The following is a 16,928-nucleotide window of genomic DNA, read 5'->3' as shown; positions in this document are numbered from 1 at the left end:
CGGTCGGTAAATAAGTGACGCCGGTCCCGCATGATGGGCCGGCGCGCCACAATTAACAAAAGTATTTCAGACTTGTTATTTGCATATTAAAGGCCGGGGATGACGACTTGATGACATTTGATTAAGCCGAATGGAGTAAAGCCTCGTCCGTCAGCCATTTCCGATGCCTGCTGAAACGTATTTTATGAACAACATATGGCACCGTGTGGCAAGTCAAAAAGACGCCGCCAGGAAAAATGTGATATATTTCAGGCAAATAAATTTTGTTCCTGACAACAACAACCAGCTTCGCAACAATGAGAGCAGGCCCCAGCCTCGCTTGCCTCTTGGGATGCACATCCGGCCATGCACACAAAGGTCGCATTACCGGTAGCAATATTAATCGCATCACGAACGGACAGCGCACGGCGCGACGCTCGCATGCATTCTGAAGAGATAGACCATGTTAAAACCACGCAAGCAATACTCCGTTTTCTGCGCCGCCATGGCGGCAGCCCTGTTCATGACGGCCGGATTGGCGCAGGCACAGACAGTTGCGGCACAGGCCAATGCGGACAGCAAGCGCTGCGAAGCGGGCAATGCGGATGGCGGTGGCAAGGGCGCCGAATTCAACCCCGACAGTTCAAGCAGCGCCTGCAGCCTGGCGAATGGTTTCGTCAACTTTGGCGCGCGCAGCAATGACGGTGTTGGCTCGACGCCCGAATTTGGTACCGGCGAGTCAGACCAGGTATTGCGCACGCCTGCATTTTCCGGCAATGACCATCGTCTGGCCAACGCTCTGGGACAGCCTGCCGATGCAGGATACGGCGCCAATGCCAGCCTGCTGGCCAGCACCGGCCAGCACCATTTCGGCAGCCGCGATTTCGTGTATGCGCAGGAAGAACCAGCCATCGAGGGCCGTGGCTATCAAGCTGGCCGCAGCCTGCGTGCCGGCGACGTGTATGAACCGCTGCTGGTCTCGTCTGGCGGCGGCATCGCGCCGCCGGCCGGTGGCGGCGGTGTCGGCGGCGGCGGCGCCAGCGGCGGTTTCGACCGCAGCGGCGGCGGCGCGATCGGCACGGGCGGCAATGGCGTCGTAGTGCCGCCGATTCCTCCCGTACCGGAACCGGAAACCTATGTGATGTTGCTGGCAGGCCTGGGACTGCTGAGCTGGATCGGCCGCCGCCGCAACGGCAAGGCATAAAAAAGATGGCTCATACGAGCCATTTTTTTTGCCTTCAATCACGCCAGCATGCCGTCAGCGGCGGAAGCTGGCGTAGGGCGCCGCCAGAGGATCGCCGATGAACAGCCCCTGCGCCGGCCAGGCGACGCTGCCCCAGTACGCTTCGAGCGCCGTCATGCCGCTCAGGTAGCGGCGCAGCAGCACCGTGGGGTTAGGAAATTTCTGCCAATAATTACAGGGCTCGCTGACGGTGCCGTAACTGGCGGTCGCGCCCGCTTCCAGCCAACGCTGGCTGCTCATCTGCGCCGTGCCCTGCAAATCGCCGCCAAACGACGTCAGGTGGTCGGCCAGAGCGCCCGGCAGAAAACGCAAGGTATCGAGCTTGTCCACCTTCGCCATGCCCGTCTGGTACACCATGATGTCCTGTGCGCCTTCCAGCACATCGGCCTTCATGTTCTTGATCGTCAGCTTGCGTTGGCGCACCACTCCGGCCGGTGGAAAAAATGCCGCGCGGCTGTTGCGCGCGCCTTCGCTCGTGTTCAGGTAATAGGCACTGGCGGCCGGCACGGCAAAACCGCTGGCCGTGCCGCGATCGACGACCGCCTTGGCCTCTTCGACAAAATCGATGGGCAGCAACATCGACAGACGCATGCCCAGCTGGCTGAATGGCTGGGCCGTATCGCTGCTGAAATAGGTACTGGGCTTGCCGGCGCCGCAGCTCTTCGAACACTGCCCGGCGTCATATCCCAAGGTAAAGGCCGAGGTGATGGAATTGCATTCGACCGCATACGGCGCGCTCCATACCATCAGCACCGCCTGGATACCTGGCTTCAGCTGGCCGTCGATGCGCTCCTTCAGTTGAGCGAACTGGTCCATGCTCAGCTTGCGCGGCCGGTTTGGAATATGCACATGCACGATATTGGCGGCAGGAATGGCATGCGCCTGGCGGTAATACTCCCCCACCTCGATACTGTTCGGTTCAGCATCATTGATGACGATGGCTAATTGTGACGGCTGTAAGCCGGGTGCGGCGCCATGGGCGCTACTTGCCAGCAATGCCAGCGACAGACAGAATGAAATACGCAATGGGGTACCGGGAAAAAATACACGTGCGATTGATCAAAACGGCCGTTTGCAGGCCGCCCATGGTGCCAACAATTATAGCCTTGAAAATAGCCGCGGAAGCGCTGCAAAAAAAAACGGAGGCCGAGGCCTCCGCTTTTCCGTTCACGCCACGGCCATCACGCCTGCTGCTTGCGGCGGCGCGCCATGAAACCCACAAGGCCCAGACCTGCCAGCAACATGGCATAGGTTTCCGGTTCCGGCACGGGATTGACGGACACGTTGCCGCTATAGCTGCCGCCGGCCGCCGAGGCCACGTAGCCATTCACTTCCAGGAAGTAGTCGCCGGCGCCCAGCGGCGCTGTGTTCGACGACAGGACCCAGGCCTGGTCCGCCGCCGTGAAGTTCAACAGGTCCAGCGTTCCTTGCAAGACGACGCCGCCGGCATTCTTCAGACTGAAACCCGTCAAGGTCAGGCCCGAGTTCAGACTGGGCTTCAGGGAAGTGGCCAGGCCGCTAAAATCATTACTACCGGTCAAGGTGAACAGGAATTTGTCGCTGAAGAAATTGTGCTCGACGCCGGCCAACTGGCCCGGTGCCAGCGTAAACGAGCCGAACAGGTTGCTGCCCGAATAATCGAGCAAGTCCTGCGTCAGGTCGACAGGCGCGTGGCTGATGTCGACGGGGGCGGCTTGCGCGCCCAGGCTGCTGCCGGCCAGCATGATCGCCAGGAACAGGGATTTGAGAATTTTGTTCATACTTTTCACCAAGGAAACAGCGGCCGGCACAGGCTGGCCGCAAGATAAAAATGCGGAAGGAAAGCGGTGCAGCGATGCTCAGGCAGACTTCTGGCGGCGGCGCGCCAGGAAGCCCAGCAGACCCAGGCCGCCCAGCAGCATGCCGTAGCTTGCCGGTTCCGGCACAGCCGACACCAGACTGCCGTTGCCGCTGAAGGTGGCGCCCGCGCCCGAAACGAGGTTGCCGCTAACCTTGACGTAATAGGAACCGGCCGCCAGGTTGGCAAAAGACAAGGTCCACTTGTCATCCTTGCCCGTCAATACCTGCGCGCCCTGCAACAGGCTGTGATTGGCGCTGTCGTACAGGCCCAGGCCCGTCAGGTTCAAGCCATTCGCCGCGCTCGTGCTGGTCGACGTGACCACCAGGCTCACATTGCTGAACTGTGCCACGTTGAACGTGAAGTGGTCGTTGAAAAAGTTGTCTTTATTGCCGGATTTAAACTTGTCGCCAAAGGTCAGCGATCCGCCATTCGCCAGCATCACGGCCGTCGGCACGGAGCTGATGTCGACAACGGCGGCGGCTGCTGCCTGGGAAAACAGGGCGGCACCGGCAAATGCCACGGTGGCCACAGCTGAGCAAATATGTTTCTTCATGCGATTCCACCAAACGTAATTGCAGACAATAAGTTGCCTACGGGAATTGAATTAATTTAACCAAGGAGAATAGTATCATAAAGCAATTTATATGCTTATTCTTTTTTTAATGAATAGTTTCTTTATGGCATCAAATTCGAATGCCGGCTTGTTACCGTGGCGTGCGCAAACATAGTAAAGATATAATCAGTACCAACGACAACAGGAGGGGAAGACGTGGTGAATGTATGACAACCTGGACAGCATTAAAGGCAGACACGTATCGGCTATTCGGTCGCAGCAGCTGGCCCTTGACCTTCAAGGAAATCTTGCGCAGTAGAACCTTCCGTGTCGTCGCCACCGCCCGCCTCTGCCAGGCGGTATCGCAGGCGCGCGGCCTGTGGCCCGTATTTCTTCCATTCTGCAAGCTCGTGCATCGTTATGCGGCCAGCCAGGCGGGGGTGGATTTCCCTTGGAGGGCGCAGATAGGCCCCGGATTTGCCCTCACGCATGGCTGGGGCATGGTGATGAGCCCGGGTGCCGTCATCGGCCGCAATGTCACGCTGTTCCATGGCGTCACGCTGGGCCGTCGCGACCGCATTGCCAGGGATGGCCAGCGCGTCACCGGCTACCCGACCCTGGAAGATGAGGTGTGGGTCGGCCCGCACGCCATCATCACGGGCGGCATCACCATCGGGCGCGGCAGCCGCATCGGAGGCGGCGCCGTCGTCACGGAAGACATCCCGCCGTATTCCATCGTGGTGGGCAACCCTGGCAAGGTCGTCAAGAGCGGCTGCACGCCGGACGTAATGCACCGCGTGCCCTGAGCCTCAGGCGCGCTGGTAGGCATCGGCATAGCGCACGATATCGTCCTCTCCCAGATAACTGCCGGTCTGCACCTCGATCAGGTGCAGCGGCAGCTTGCCGGGGTTTTCCAGGCGATGCGTCATACCGATGGGAATGTAGGTGGATTCGTTTTCCGTCAGTAATTTGACAGTCTCGCCACAGGTGACCCGGGCCGTGCCGCGCACGACTACCCAATGCTCGGCGCGGTGATGGTGCATCTGCAGCGACAGTTGCCCGCCGGGATTGACGACGATGCGCTTGACCTGGAAGCGCTCGCCCATATCGATGCCTTCGTAGCTGCCCCAAGGCCGGTACACGAGGCGGTGCTGGACGTGTTCCGTGCGCGCATGCCGCTCCAGGTGCTCGACCACCTGCCGCACGCGCTGCACCTGGTCGCGGTGCGCCACCAGCACGGCGTCATCGGTCTCGACGATCACCAGGTCATCCACCCCGAGTACGGCCAGCATGCGGCTGCCGGCACGCACCAGGCAATTGTGCACGCCATCGAGATAGGCATCGCCGCGCACGACATTGCCATGCTCGTCGCCGGGCAAGGCTTGCCACAGGGCCGACCAGGAACCGATATCGCTCCAGCCGATGGCGGCCGGCACGACCACGGCCCGCTGCGTGTGTTCCATCACTGCATGGTCGATCGAAACGCTGCGGCAGCGGGCAAAGGCGGCAGGATCGAGGCGAAAAAAGTCGAGGTCGCGGCAGCCGTGCGCGACGGCCAGCTCGCAGTCCCCCAGCATGGCAGGTTCCAGCATCCGCAACTCGCCGAGACAGGCGGCGGCGCGCAACAGGAACATGCCGCTGTTCCACAGGTAACGGTCATCGGAAAGAAATGCGCGGGCTGTGGGCAAGTCCGGTTTTTCCACGAAGCGCTCGACCTGCCGTCCTTGCGCCGAACCAGGCAGGGAGGCGCCGGCAAGGATATAGCCGTAGCCCGTCTCGGCGGCGGTCGGCAAGATGCCGAAGGTGGCCAGCGCGCCCGCGTCGGCCAGCGGCGCGGCTTGCGCGATCGCCTGGTGAAACGCGGCCACGTCGCCGACCAGATGGTCGGCCGGCATGATCAGCATCAGGGCATCGGCATCGTGCGCCAGCAGATATTGCGCGGCGACCGCCACGGCCGGTGCCGTGTTGCGTCCCAGCGGCTCCAGCAGAATGGCCAGCGGCGCGACGCCGACCTGGCGCAGCTGTTCAGCCACCATGAAACGGTGCTCATTGCCGCACACCAGCAGCGGCGGCATGACCGCCAGCCCGACATCGCCCAGGTCCCGCACGCGCAACACGGTTTCCTGCAGCAGCGTCTGGCTTGATACCAGCGGCAACAATTGCTTGGGCAGCGCCTGGCGCGACAGCGGCCATAGACGGCTACCGGAGCCTCCCGACAAGATCACTGGATAGATGTTCATGTCGGGGCTCCTGGTTATTTGACTGCGCGCAGTTGCGTGGACATCTCGGCACGCCGGCGGTTGCGCCGGTCGCGCGCATTGGCCCAGGCATCGGGCTCATACTGCGATGCGTGCCGCATCTCGCCGGCCCGGTCGACGCTGTAATCCTTGAAGACGATCATTTCATCGAGCACCACGCCGGGCAGCACGCGCGTGTACTCGAACAGCACGCTGCGCACCACTTCGGCGCCCGCGCACACGTGACTGCCGTGGCCGATCCACGTCGGCCCGATGATCGTCGCGCCCGCCTCGATGCGGCTGCCCGAACCGATGTAGACGGGGCCTTCGATGCGCGTGCCGCCACTCCAGTCGATGCTGGTATTCAAGCCGACCCACAGGCCGTCGTCGATCTGGATACCGGGCACGTCCAGCTGGGCCACTTCCCCCATCAGCACGCTTTGCAGCACTTCCCAGTAATCCTTGACGCTGCCGATATCGATCCAGTTGTAGTTGCGTTTTTGCGCATAGAAAGGCAATCCCTTCTCGACCAGCAAGGGGAACAGTTCCGAGCCGATATCGAACGGCCGGTCACTGGGAATCAGTTCCAGCACTTCGGGTTCGAAAATATAGATGCCCGTGCTGACGCAATTGGACAACGCATCGGCCTGCGCCGGTTTTTCCTGGAAGGCGCGGATACGGCCGTCGGCATCGCTGACCACCACGCCATAGCTCGACACCTTGTCCCACGGCACTTCGAGCGTGATGACGGACGCCAGCGCGCCCTTGCGGCGGTGTTCGAACAGGGCAGACTTGATGTCGAGGTCGATCAAGGCATCGCCGCACAGCACGATGGTGGTTTCATCGAAAAAGTTGCCGAATTCCTGGATCTTCTTCATGCCGCCTGCCGACCCCAGCGGCTCGGGCACGACTTCGCCTGCATCATTCGTGTAACCTTCGAAGGAATAGCCGATCTGCACGCCGAACTGGTGCCCCTCGCCGAAATACTCCTCGATTTTTTCATGCAGATAGCTGACATTGACCATGATTTCGGTAATGCCGTAACGGGACAGATGCTCGACCAGGTAAGCCATCACCGGCTTGCCCAGGATGGGTATCATCGGTTTCGGTAAATCATAGGTCAGGGGACGCACGCGAGTACCCTTGCCTGCAGCCAGTATCATTGCTTTCATCGTCGATCACTTTCCATCGTTGTTTGAGGTGGATGCGGCGTCCGTCCGGCGTATCGCCAGCCATCGGCCATCTTGCAAGTGCATGGGCGGCGCTATCCATGTCCGCCCTGTGCGCCCGTCCAATCCTCTTTCAGCCTATCCCTTGCCTGCCGCTGCCTATGCCAGTTCCTGGTCCAGTTGCGCCACGATGCGCTGCGCGGCCTGTCCATCCCACAGATACGGACGGCGGCCCTGCTTGCCTTCGCCGCGCAGCACCTTGCGCGCCTCGGCCACGATGCGCAGCGGATCCGTGCCAGCCAGGACATTGCTGCCCTCGTCGACGGTGACGGGACGCTCTGTGGTCTCGCGTATCGTGATGCAGGGCACGCCAAGCGCCGTGGTTTCTTCCTGCAAGCCGCCGCTGTCGGTCAGCACCAGCGCCGCATCCTTCCACAGGTCGAGGAAGGCCATGTAGCTTTGCGGCCCCACCAGCGTGATGTTCGGCCCCAGGTCGATGCCAAACTTGTCGAGGTTGGCGCGCGTACGCGGATGCACGGGAAAGATCAGGGGTAGTTCTGCGGCGATCTCGACCAGCGCGCCAGCCACCTTGCGCATGTCTTCGGCGCTGTCGACATTGCTCGGACGATGCAGGGTCACCACGCCATAGCGGGCTCCAGCGCCGCTGTGCGCCGCCTTGAAGGCCGACGCCTCAAATTGCCGCGGCGATTCGCGGCCCAGCTTTTCAGCCTGGTACAGCACGTTGTCGACCATTACGTGACCCACGTAATGCACGGCGGCATCCGGCTTGCCTTCGCGCCGCAAATGCTCGACGGCGCTCGGCTCGGTAACGAAGAACCAGTCCGAGATACTGTCCGTCACGAGACGGTTGATCTCTTCCGGCATGCCCATGTCGCCGCTGCGCAGGCCGGCCTCCACGTGTGCCACGGGAATGCCGAGCTTTTTCGCCGCGATGGAGCAAGCCAGCGTGGAATTGACGTCGCCCACCACCAGCACGGCGGCAGGCCGTTCGGCCTTGCATAGCTGTTCGAAGGCCAGCATGATCTTGCCCGTCTGTTCCGCGTGCGTGCCGCCGCCTGCCGCCATGAAGACGTCCGGTTCGGGAATGCCCAACTCTTCGAAAAACACGTCGTTCATCTCGCGGTCATAGTGCTGGCCCGTGTGGATGATCTTGAATGCCAGGCGCGCATGGCCTTGCAACGCGCGCACGATAGGCGCGATCTTCATGAAATTGGGCCGTGCGCCGGCCACCAGGTAGACCGTCTTCATGATGCCTCCCCCTGTGCCACTGGCCAGTAGCGGTCCACCAGTTCGCGCGTATTGCGGATATTGCCGCGACTGGAGGCGCCAAAGACGATGGATTCGATGTTCGGCTGCTGGCACACCCATTCGATCGCTTCTTCGGGAGCGATCGCGCCCGAGGCGAAGACGGACATGGCGATCGCGCGGAACTTGCGGTCGCGCAAGGCGCTCTGGTAGGCATCGAAGCCGCCGGACATGCGGAAGCCCACCTTGTTGATGTTCGAGCAGACGATGGGGTTGTCGATGCCCTGCTCTTCGAGCACGTCGAGCAGCATCGGCAGGTTCATCGTGATGAAGCCGGGCTCGGCGTTGTAGCGCTTGCGCACGTGGTTGGCGAAGATCGAGAAGGCGTCCTTGAAGCCCAGGCCCAGCAGCAGGTCGACCACCACGTTCTGCAGGAAGATCACGGGCGTATTCAGGCCGGCAAACATCTTCATTTCCGCATCCACCAGCAGGGTAATGATGCCTTCGATATCCTTGGTCGCCAATGCCTTGCCGCCACGCAGGGCGGCATTCAGGAAGCCTTCATCGGGCGTAAAACGCTTGAGCGCGCCCATGATGCCGTCTTCCGTGACGGCATTCGCATATTTGTGGGCATACGGCATGCAAGGCATGAATTTGAAGTCCTTGTAGCGCACCGGGTCGGCACGCATGTGATCGCACACCTGTGCGATACGGTCATGGGTCGTGCACATGAAGGATTTCACCCCTTCATCGTAGGCATTATCGAGCACCTTGATAACGGCCTTGATATCCTAGAAACGCATGGCCTGGGCCCGCGCTTTTTCCTCCGACATATGATTCACACCGAAGAACTGATTATCACCAAATAACAAACGATCGAGTTGATCCATTTCCTGCTCCATTCATATTTCGTATCGAAATCCTGCTGCGCGGCATGTCAGCGGCCAAAAAAGAAACCTTTTTTCTTTTTCGGCTGTTCTGGCAAGGCATCGCCGGACAGCACGCCAGGACCTTTTTCCGCGTCGGCGATCAGCATCGAGATCACGCGGTCGGTCGCCAGCGCCGAGGCGAACGAGTTGACATTGTCGTCCGCGCGCTTGTCGACGATGCAACGGACGAAGTAATCGAGCTGGGCCGAGTATTCCTCGCCGCGCAGGTAAAAGTCGACCGGTTCCGTCAATTCCGTGGTATTGCGCACGGTCCAGCCTTCGCCATAGCCTTCCGGTGCGCCGCTGGCGTCGCGCAGGTAGACCTGGACTTCCTGGCGGTCGGCGGTGATGCGGCCATTCTTGCCCCACACGCTGATCTTCGTCGACATCTTGCGGTAGGATTCGTCGCTCCAGTTGACGGACAGCTGGGCGCTCTTGCCATCGGCGTAATACAGGGTGGAAAACACTTCATCGTCCGTGTCAGCGGAGAAAATCTTGTTGAGTACGGAGCCGCCCACGCCGCGCGGCGCGCCGAAATACCAGTTCAGCAGGTTCAGCGGATGGGCCGCATAGTCATACAGGCAGCCGCCGCCTTCCGAACGCTGGGTACGCCAGGTGGAGCCTTTCGGCTTCAGCACTACCGGGCCATAGGCCTCGGCCAGCATATGCGTCACTTCACCGATCACACCCACGTCCAGCAGGCGCTTGACCTCCTGGAAGGCGCCGACGAAGCGGTAGTGGTAGCCGACCTGGTTGACCAGGCCTTTTTCCGCCGCCAGGCGGGTCGCCTGCTCGCCTTCCTCGGTATCGAGGCAGAAAGGCTTTTCGCAAAACACATGAATATTCTTGTTCAGCGCGGCCAGCACCATCTTGCCGTGCATGCTGGACGGCGTCGCGATGATCACGGCATCGAGTTCCTGTTCACTGAGCATGAGGTCGAAGTCCGTATAGGTCTTGACGCCCGTATATTTACCCAGGATGTCGAGCATGTAGCCGGTGGCGTCGCAGACGGCCGCCAGCGTGACACCGGGATGTGCATTGATCATCGAGTGATGGGACAAGCCCATCTTGCCCAAGCCTACTACTGCGAGGCGTATCATATTGTCCTGTCCTTTAGCGCTGCCGGGACGCTGACGGCCCGTGCCGCCATCGTCCCGTATGTTGTTAATCAAATTTAGCCGTTGACGAGCTGCCGCTTGACCAGGTCATACGCGGCGCGGCCCTTTTCCAGCAAGCTGCGATTCGGTGGTTGCTGCGTGGCGCTGTCCAGGTAGGCCAGCGCCTGCGCAGCCGTCAGGTCGGGCCGGTGTTCGAAGGCACCTACCTCCAGCAGGTGGCGGTCGACGTCGAGCAAGGCATCCTGGTAAACGGAGATGGTGGGAATGCCCAGCACGGCCATCTCGCGCGTCATGGTGCCGCCGGCGCCGATGAACAGGTCGCAATCGGGCGCGATATCGGCGATGTCGAGGGCAGTGGTGACCACGCGCACGCCAGCAAACTTGGGATCCTGGTAATGCACGCCCTGCTCTTTTCCTCGCGGCAATAACACGATATCGACCCGGTCTTTCATACCCAACAGCAACTCATCAAGGAAGTTGCGGCTGCCCTTGTAATATTGGGCCGTCCATGGTTCCGGACGGATATACACCACGTGCCGCGCGCGCCCTGCCCGCTGCTGCACTCCCTTGGCGCCGAGGCGCTGATCAAGTTCCCACAGGTAAATCCCTTCCTTGACGCCCGGATAATGCAAGACCTTGCGCGGATTGGCCCACTGCTTCTTGAGTTTTTCCATACCGAGAAACTCCGGCACCATGATGCGGTTGGCAAACAAGAACGCCGGGATATTGCCTGCCGCATGCTCGTTATCGTTCATGTAGATGGAGCGGATGCCCATCAGGCGTGCCGCCACCGGCGAATGGAAAGAGCTCTGCGAGATCGCCACGTCAATTTTCTTGCCGCTCAAAAAGCGGCACAGCTGGTAGACGCGCACGGGGAAACCAAACAGCTTGGCCGACAGCTGGCCGCCGTAATGCTTGCCCACCACCGTGTACTTAAAGCCATGCAAGTCGAGCAGCTCGACCGTATTGGCCAGCGGCCGGCACGTGATCACGACCTCGTGTTCGCGTTCCAGTTCGCGGATCATGGCCGCAAACATATTGATGTGCGGCGAGTTGGTCAGTTCAAACCAGATACGCATGAATTACCCTTGCAACAATGAAAAAAGATGCCGCGCTGCTGCGCGGCGCCGGCCCTTACAGGCGCCAGACCTTGATGCCTGCCTCTTCCAGCGCCTGCTGGTCGAAACACGCCTTGACGTCGATGAAGCAGCCGCTCTTGATCAGCTTGCGTTGCAACTCTTCCACCGGCAGGTCGAGCAATTGCTGATGCGATACGGCCGCCACGATCGCGTCGGCGCGCGGCAGTTCTTCCCAGCTGAACAGGCGCACGCCATACTCGTGCATCGCCTCTTCCTGTTCCGCATATGGATCGTGCACGAATACTTCCACGCCGTAGGTTTTCAGTTCGCGGATGACGTCGCCCACCTTGGAATTGCGCAGGTCGGCGCAGTTTTCCTTGAACGTCAGGCCCAGCACGTTGACGCGGGCGCCCTTGATGTAGCTGCCCGAGGCGATCATGTTCTTGATGGTCTGCTCGGCGATATACTTGCCCATGCCATCGTTGATGCGGCGCCCGGCCAGAATCACCTGCGGGTGATAGCCGAGCATTTCCGCCTTGTGCGTCAGGTAGTACGGGTCGACCCCGATGCAATGGCCACCCACGAGGCCCGGCGAGAACTTCAGGAAATTCCACTTGGTGCCGGCCGCCTTCAGCACTTCCGACGTATCGATGCCGATTTTGTCAAAAATGATCGCCAACTCGTTCATCAGCGCGATATTCAGATCGCGCTGGGTGTTTTCGATCACCTTGCAGGCCTCCGCCGCCTTGATGCTGGAGCAGCGGTGCACACCCGGCTCGACGATGCTTTCATACATGGTGGCAACGCGTTCGAGCGTCTGCGGCGTATCGCCCGAGACCACTTTGATGACATTCGTCAACATATGCTTGCGGTCGCCCGGATTGATACGCTCGGGGGAATAGCCGACAAAAAAGTCCTGCTTCCACTTCAAGCCGGAGACCTCTTCCAGCACGGGGATGCACACCTCTTCGGTCGCGCCCGGATACACGGTCGATTCATAGACGACGATGGCGCCCTTTTTCAGGTACTGGCCCACCGTGCGGCTGGCGCCGATCAAGGGCGAGAAGTCCGGATTATGGGCCTGGTCGACGGGGGTCGGCACGGCCACGATGATAATATCGGCCTCGGCCAGTATTTGCGGCTCGGACGAATACTCGGCCTGCACGGCCGCGGCCATTTGCTGGTCGCTCAGTTCGCGCGAGGGATCCGTGCCGCGCTGGCAAGACTGAACTTTCTCGACGGAAATATCAAAGCCAATGGTACGCCCCAGCTTGCCAAACTCCACGACCAAGGGCAGGCCTACGTAGCCCAGGCCAATCACTGCAATTGTTGTCATAACAAAACCTTCAAAAAATTCAATATTTGCCAGGCAGATACCTGGCCATCCTGACAGCGGCATTACGCTCCAGCAGCAAGCCTATCCATCACCTGGCTACGGCGCCGCCGGTCCTTCCAGCTCCCGGTAAAGGCTGGCCAGCTGAGCCATTACCACTTGCGTACTAAAACGCTCGGCGACGGTGGCACGCGCCTGCTCTCCGATGCGGCGGCGCAGCGTGATATCCGTCAATAAACGGCTAAATGCCGCGGCAAGCGCCTCAACATCGCCCGGCGGCACCAGCAAGCCATTGACCTGGTCATAGACGGCTTCGGGAATTCCACCGACCGGTGTCACGACTATCGCCTTGCCAGTGGCCATCGCTTCCAACATCGACATAGGCAAGCCCTCGTCGTGCGATGGCAGGGTAAATACCGCCGCGCGGGCCAATTGCTCGTCGCGTTCCTGCGTGCCAATCCAGCCGAGAATGCTCACATGCGCGCCGATCTGCAAGCGCTCTACCGTCAGCGCGATCTCCTGGAGGTCGCCGTCACCGCCGATCACCAGCATGACTTCAGGATACTCCTGCTTCAGCAGCGCAATAGCGTCGAGCAATTCAAAGATGCCTTTGCGCTTTTCGGCCCTTCCCAGAAACAGAATGCGTCCCGCCTCTTCCCGCGCCGGCTCCTGCAGCACCGGCATGGAGACCGAATTGGCCACCACCCGCAGGCGGGCCGTCGGCGCCAGTTCACGCAAGAAACCGCTCCAGCTTTCCGACAGGGTCACCACCATGGAACTGCTGGCCAGAGTGCGGCGTATCCACCAGCGGGCCAGCGGGCCCGATTCGACATTCGCAAACTGCCGAAATTCGGCGCCATGCAAATGAAAGATCGTCTTGCGGCCCAACAGCCTCGCCGTGAGCAATATCAATGATTTCCGGTAAAAGCTGGCGCGCGACGCAGAATGCACATGCACGATGGCCGGACGCTGCGTCAGACACAGCCAGGCTACCGTGCACACGGCGCCAATGGCCGTGCCCAGCTTGCGCACGCCCCCCCCTTGCGCATGCGTGGCGATATAGCGCACCGCGTTCTCTTTAAAAAAACCTTGTTGTTGCAGCACAGCGACAACGGTGGCGATGCCGCCCTTTCCGCCAGGATGGGTGCCTACCATCAGTACCTTGCATCCAGCCTTCATCCAGCCCCCAAATTTTTTATCCAGTACATGTCGGACTACGACAACCATTGCATTTTTTTCATTCTCACATATTCCCGTAGCGCGCACGCGATACATTTTGCACCACAGCAAAACTGTTATTGTTGTGCTTATAAAGAGTGACTATTGTACAACAAAAATACTTCTTTAAAATTAACTTTTTCAATCGAATCGCGGAACGCGACATCTTTGCCTGGATACGTCAGAATGCGTACAGCAGTCAAAAAAATATTGTATTATGAATAATTGTCATGCCATGCACGGAAGAATCACAGGTTCGGCGTGCAGACTAGCAACACCCGACCCGAGACACGCAATTAGCTGCACATACGGGGACAGCGTTCCCGTGCGGCGCAAGAATAGAGAGTACAAGAATGACTTTAGCGTTGCGCTACAAATTGATCGACCTTGCACGCGGCACCGATTCGATCGGCTTGCTCAAGACACTGCGCCACTGGCAATACGATGACCATACCACCATGCAGGCCAGGGAGCGCAGTCAGCTCAATGACTACTTTGATGCAATGCGGCACGCCCTGCCCCTGTTCCGCGACGTCAGCCATTTTGAAGCGCTGCCCGTGCTGGACAAGCGTTTTATCAATACCCATCGCGAACAACTGATCAACCCCCACTACAAGGGCAAGGTCGTGCGCAAGAAAACAGGTGGCTCCACGGGCGAACCGCTGGTGTACTACACAGGCAATGAAGCCCAGTCCTACCTGTGGGCCGGCATTTTCCTCGCCTGGGAAGCGGCCGGCTACCAGTTGGGCGACAAGGTGGCTTTTCTTGCCGGCTCCTCCCTGTTTGGCACCGGTTACAAACAGCGCATCTACTACCGCTTGCTGAATGTCAGCGTCCTGTCCGCGTTCGACATGTCGCCAGCACGCATGGATGAATATGATGCTAACCTGAGCCAGGGCGGCTTCCGGCTGCTGTACGGCTATGCCTCGGCCGTCCACCGGTTGGCCCGGCACAGGCTGGCATCTGGCCAGCGCCTGCACCACGTGCTACGCGGCATTGTGTGTACGGCAGAAGTACTGACGCCGGCCATGCGGGCCGATATCGAAGCCGCCTTTGGCGTGCCATGCTACAGCCAGTATGGCTGCAACGAAGCTGGGGTTTCAGCCTTCGAATGCGAGCACCGTGACGGCTTCCACCTAATCTCGTCGCGTAGCCACGCGGAAATCTTGCCTGATGGGCGGCTGATCTCGACGGACATGGCAAATCGCGCGATGTTTCTGCCGCGCTGCGATACGGGGGATCTGGTGCGCATGTCGAGCCGGCTGTGCGCGTGCGGCCGCAGCCTGCCACTGATCGATGAAGTCGGCGGGCGGCAGAACGACATGGTGGTCGACCCGCACGGCGCGGCCGTCCATTCAGAATTTTTCACCCACCTTTTCCGCGAAGACCCCCATATTCACGCGTTTCAAGTGGTGTTCGACGAGCAGCGCCTGGAAATCAACCTGCATGGCACAGCGAATGGCAGGCAGGCGCTCGACGACGAGTATCGCCGACGCATCGGCGCATCGCTGGCATTTGAGCAGCTGGACTTCATTCACAACGCGCCCTTCCTGGTGCAGGCGAACGGCAAGCACCGCTTCGTGATCCGGCGTCCCGCTGCCTGAAGTAACGCTAGCGGCGCACCAGGCGCCGGTACTGTGCGGCAACGGCCGACGCGATCACGCGATAGCTGCGCGTCGCCTCGATATACCCCGGGCCGCTGGCCGCGCGGGCACGCGCCGCTGCCGGATCGGCCAGGATGTCGAGTAGTCCCTGCGCCATCGCCGGCGTCGAACTGTCGACCAGCCAGCCAGCGCCACTCTCCTTGAGAACGCGTACCTGATCGGGGTTGTCGTTGGCCACCACCGGCATTCCCAGCGCCATGTATTCCAGCAACTTGGTGGGCGAACAGGTGTCATGGATCAAGCCACGGGGAAAATAGGATACGGCGGCATCGGCGCTGGCCAGCAAGGCCCAAGCTTGCCGCGATGGCAGCCAGCCGGTAATGCGCACGGCGGCGCCCAAGCCGGAAGCGTCCACCTGTGCCTGCAGCGCAGCCGTTTCCGCTGGCGAACCGGCGCTGCCGATCAGTAGCAGGCGCGCATCAGGATAGGTGCCGCGCACGCTGGCCAGCGCCTCGATCATGCGTCCGATCTGGCGACTGGGATCAAGCGTCCCAAGATAGGCGATCAACGGTCCATGCTGCCACCCTTGCGGACGCTCCGCCTGCACAGGCGCAGCGGCCAGCACCTGCGTGTCGACGCCCATGGGTACCGCGCTCAGGCGCGATTTCGGGATGCCCTTCTCCAGCATCATCTCCAGCATCGCCCCGCTTTGCACGAAGACGTGTTGCGCCCTTGGTAACACGACGCGGTACAGCAGACACTCCTCCAACAAACCTTTAAGTAATATCAAGCGATTGCGCAAGCCGCCATGCGCCGCCAATTGTGCCCGCGCCCTGGCAATGCGCGCCTCGCACATGAGGAAGGAAACCCAGAAGACAAAGGGAATGCCCTTGAGGCGGGCAATGACGAGCGCCAGCAAGCCGATCGACACCATGTCGCGCACCTGGATGACGTCGCAGGTCGCGCGGTTGACCTTGAGCAAGGCACTCAGGCAGGTGAGTAAAAAAGCCCCTTCCCTCCGCAGCCGCCCGCCCTGCGCGCTACTTGTCCTGACGCGCGCGAATCGGGTTCCTTCGCTGCGGTCCGGCAATACGCCAAGCACGGGCTTGCCAACCAGCTCGCATTCGATGCCGTGGCGCGGCAGGTAGTCGCCAAACAAGGTAGTGACGTCCACGCGGAACGTAGGCAAGGCTTCGGGAACCAATTGCAAGAGACGCAGCGTCGAAGCATTGTCCTGGGCTGCAGCTACCGGTGTACTCATCAAGTGAACCTCTTCATAACATAAATGCATTTATTGCAATAATACCATGATTAACTGATTTTCCTGCTTGCATCGCTATGAACAGGGCATAAAAAAAGC

The 16,928-nt window shown here is 60.4% G+C and carries 15 protein-coding genes; 3 read left to right on the top strand and 12 right to left on the bottom strand.

Going from position 1 to position 16,928, the window contains the following annotated elements; translation table 11 throughout:
• Nucleotides 1-442 precede the first annotated feature (442 nt).
• Nucleotides 443-1,183 carry a PEP-CTERM sorting domain-containing protein gene (locus D9M09_RS05500; RefSeq protein WP_121668777.1) on the top strand — a complete coding sequence of 247 codons (741 nt, stop codon included), beginning with the start codon at nt 443-445 and terminating at the stop codon, nt 1,181-1,183.
• Nucleotides 1,184-1,237: 54 nt separating this feature from the next.
• Here D9M09_RS05500 and D9M09_RS05495 read toward each other — a convergent pair whose 3' ends face one another.
• The 3 genes from D9M09_RS05495 to D9M09_RS05485 form a co-directional block, all read right to left on the bottom strand.
• A complete protein-coding gene (locus D9M09_RS05495) occupies nt 1,238-2,248 on the bottom strand; it encodes a TIGR03790 family protein (RefSeq protein WP_240453561.1) in 1,011 nt (336 codons plus the stop codon).
• Between the two features lie 155 nt (nt 2,249-2,403).
• The gene (locus D9M09_RS05490) at nt 2,404-2,982 is read right to left on the bottom strand and encodes an FxDxF family PEP-CTERM protein (RefSeq protein ID WP_070312101.1); all 579 of its coding nucleotides are present in this window, start codon (nt 2,980-2,982) and stop codon (nt 2,404-2,406) included.
• A gap of 78 nt (nt 2,983-3,060) precedes the next feature.
• Nucleotides 3,061-3,615, bottom strand: a complete 555-nt coding sequence (locus D9M09_RS05485) for an FxDxF family PEP-CTERM protein (RefSeq protein ID WP_121668776.1) — start codon at nt 3,613-3,615, stop codon at nt 3,061-3,063.
• A 308-nt stretch (nt 3,616-3,923) separates the two neighbouring features.
• Between D9M09_RS05485 and D9M09_RS05480 the strand changes: the two genes are divergently transcribed.
• Nucleotides 3,924-4,421 carry a serine acetyltransferase gene (locus D9M09_RS05480; RefSeq protein WP_240453560.1) on the top strand — a complete coding sequence of 166 codons (498 nt, stop codon included), beginning with the start codon at nt 3,924-3,926 and terminating at the stop codon, nt 4,419-4,421.
• Nucleotides 4,422-4,424: 3 nt separating this feature from the next.
• Here D9M09_RS05480 and D9M09_RS05475 read toward each other — a convergent pair whose 3' ends face one another.
• From D9M09_RS05475 to D9M09_RS05440, 8 genes are all read right to left on the bottom strand, one after another.
• Nucleotides 4,425-5,855, bottom strand: coding sequence for a mannose-1-phosphate guanylyltransferase/mannose-6-phosphate isomerase (locus D9M09_RS05475; RefSeq protein ID WP_121668775.1), 1,431 nt, complete (start codon nt 5,853-5,855; stop codon nt 4,425-4,427).
• Nucleotides 5,856-5,869: 14 nt separating this feature from the next.
• Nucleotides 5,870-7,024, bottom strand: coding sequence for a sugar phosphate nucleotidyltransferase (locus D9M09_RS05470; RefSeq protein WP_070224571.1), 1,155 nt, complete (start codon nt 7,022-7,024; stop codon nt 5,870-5,872).
• A gap of 156 nt (nt 7,025-7,180) precedes the next feature.
• The gene (gene wecB / locus D9M09_RS05465) at nt 7,181-8,290 is read right to left on the bottom strand and encodes a non-hydrolyzing UDP-N-acetylglucosamine 2-epimerase (protein ID WP_070224572.1); all 1,110 of its coding nucleotides are present in this window, start codon (nt 8,288-8,290) and stop codon (nt 7,181-7,183) included.
• Nucleotides 8,287-9,018, bottom strand: coding sequence for a hypothetical protein (locus D9M09_RS05460; protein ID WP_240453559.1), 732 nt, complete (start codon nt 9,016-9,018; stop codon nt 8,287-8,289). Before D9M09_RS05460 ends, wecB begins: the two co-directional genes overlap by 4 nt.
• Nucleotides 9,019-9,224: 206 nt before the next feature.
• Complete coding sequence (locus D9M09_RS05455) at nt 9,225-10,316, bottom strand: Gfo/Idh/MocA family protein (protein ID WP_070312099.1); 1,092 nt, start codon at nt 10,314-10,316, stop codon at nt 9,225-9,227.
• Between the two features lie 74 nt (nt 10,317-10,390).
• Nucleotides 10,391-11,413 carry a DUF354 domain-containing protein gene (locus tag D9M09_RS05450; protein ID WP_070224575.1) on the bottom strand — a complete coding sequence of 341 codons (1,023 nt, stop codon included), beginning with the start codon at nt 11,411-11,413 and terminating at the stop codon, nt 10,391-10,393.
• Nucleotides 11,414-11,468: 55 nt separating this feature from the next.
• Nucleotides 11,469-12,749: a nucleotide sugar dehydrogenase gene (locus D9M09_RS05445; protein WP_070224576.1), complete on the bottom strand. Its 1,281-nt coding sequence runs from the start codon at nt 12,747-12,749 to the stop codon at nt 11,469-11,471.
• Between the two features lie 96 nt (nt 12,750-12,845).
• Nucleotides 12,846-13,973, bottom strand: coding sequence for a glycosyltransferase family 4 protein (locus tag D9M09_RS05440; RefSeq protein WP_227742127.1), 1,128 nt, complete (start codon nt 13,971-13,973; stop codon nt 12,846-12,848).
• A gap of 344 nt (nt 13,974-14,317) precedes the next feature.
• Between D9M09_RS05440 and D9M09_RS05435 the strand changes: the two genes are divergently transcribed.
• Nucleotides 14,318-15,568, top strand: a complete 1,251-nt coding sequence (locus D9M09_RS05435; protein ID WP_139143018.1) for a phenylacetate--CoA ligase family protein — start codon at nt 14,318-14,320, stop codon at nt 15,566-15,568.
• A 7-nt stretch (nt 15,569-15,575) separates the two neighbouring features.
• Here D9M09_RS05435 and D9M09_RS05430 read toward each other — a convergent pair whose 3' ends face one another.
• Nucleotides 15,576-16,829 carry a glycosyltransferase gene (locus tag D9M09_RS05430; RefSeq protein ID WP_175444759.1) on the bottom strand — a complete coding sequence of 418 codons (1,254 nt, stop codon included), beginning with the start codon at nt 16,827-16,829 and terminating at the stop codon, nt 15,576-15,578.
• Nucleotides 16,830-16,928: the final 99 nt, after the last annotated feature.

The sequence above is a fragment of the Janthinobacterium agaricidamnosum genome, assembly GCF_003667705.1.
Taxonomy (GTDB): domain Bacteria; phylum Pseudomonadota; class Gammaproteobacteria; order Burkholderiales; family Burkholderiaceae_D; genus Janthinobacterium.
This window is presented reverse-complemented; position numbering and strand designations above follow the sequence as displayed.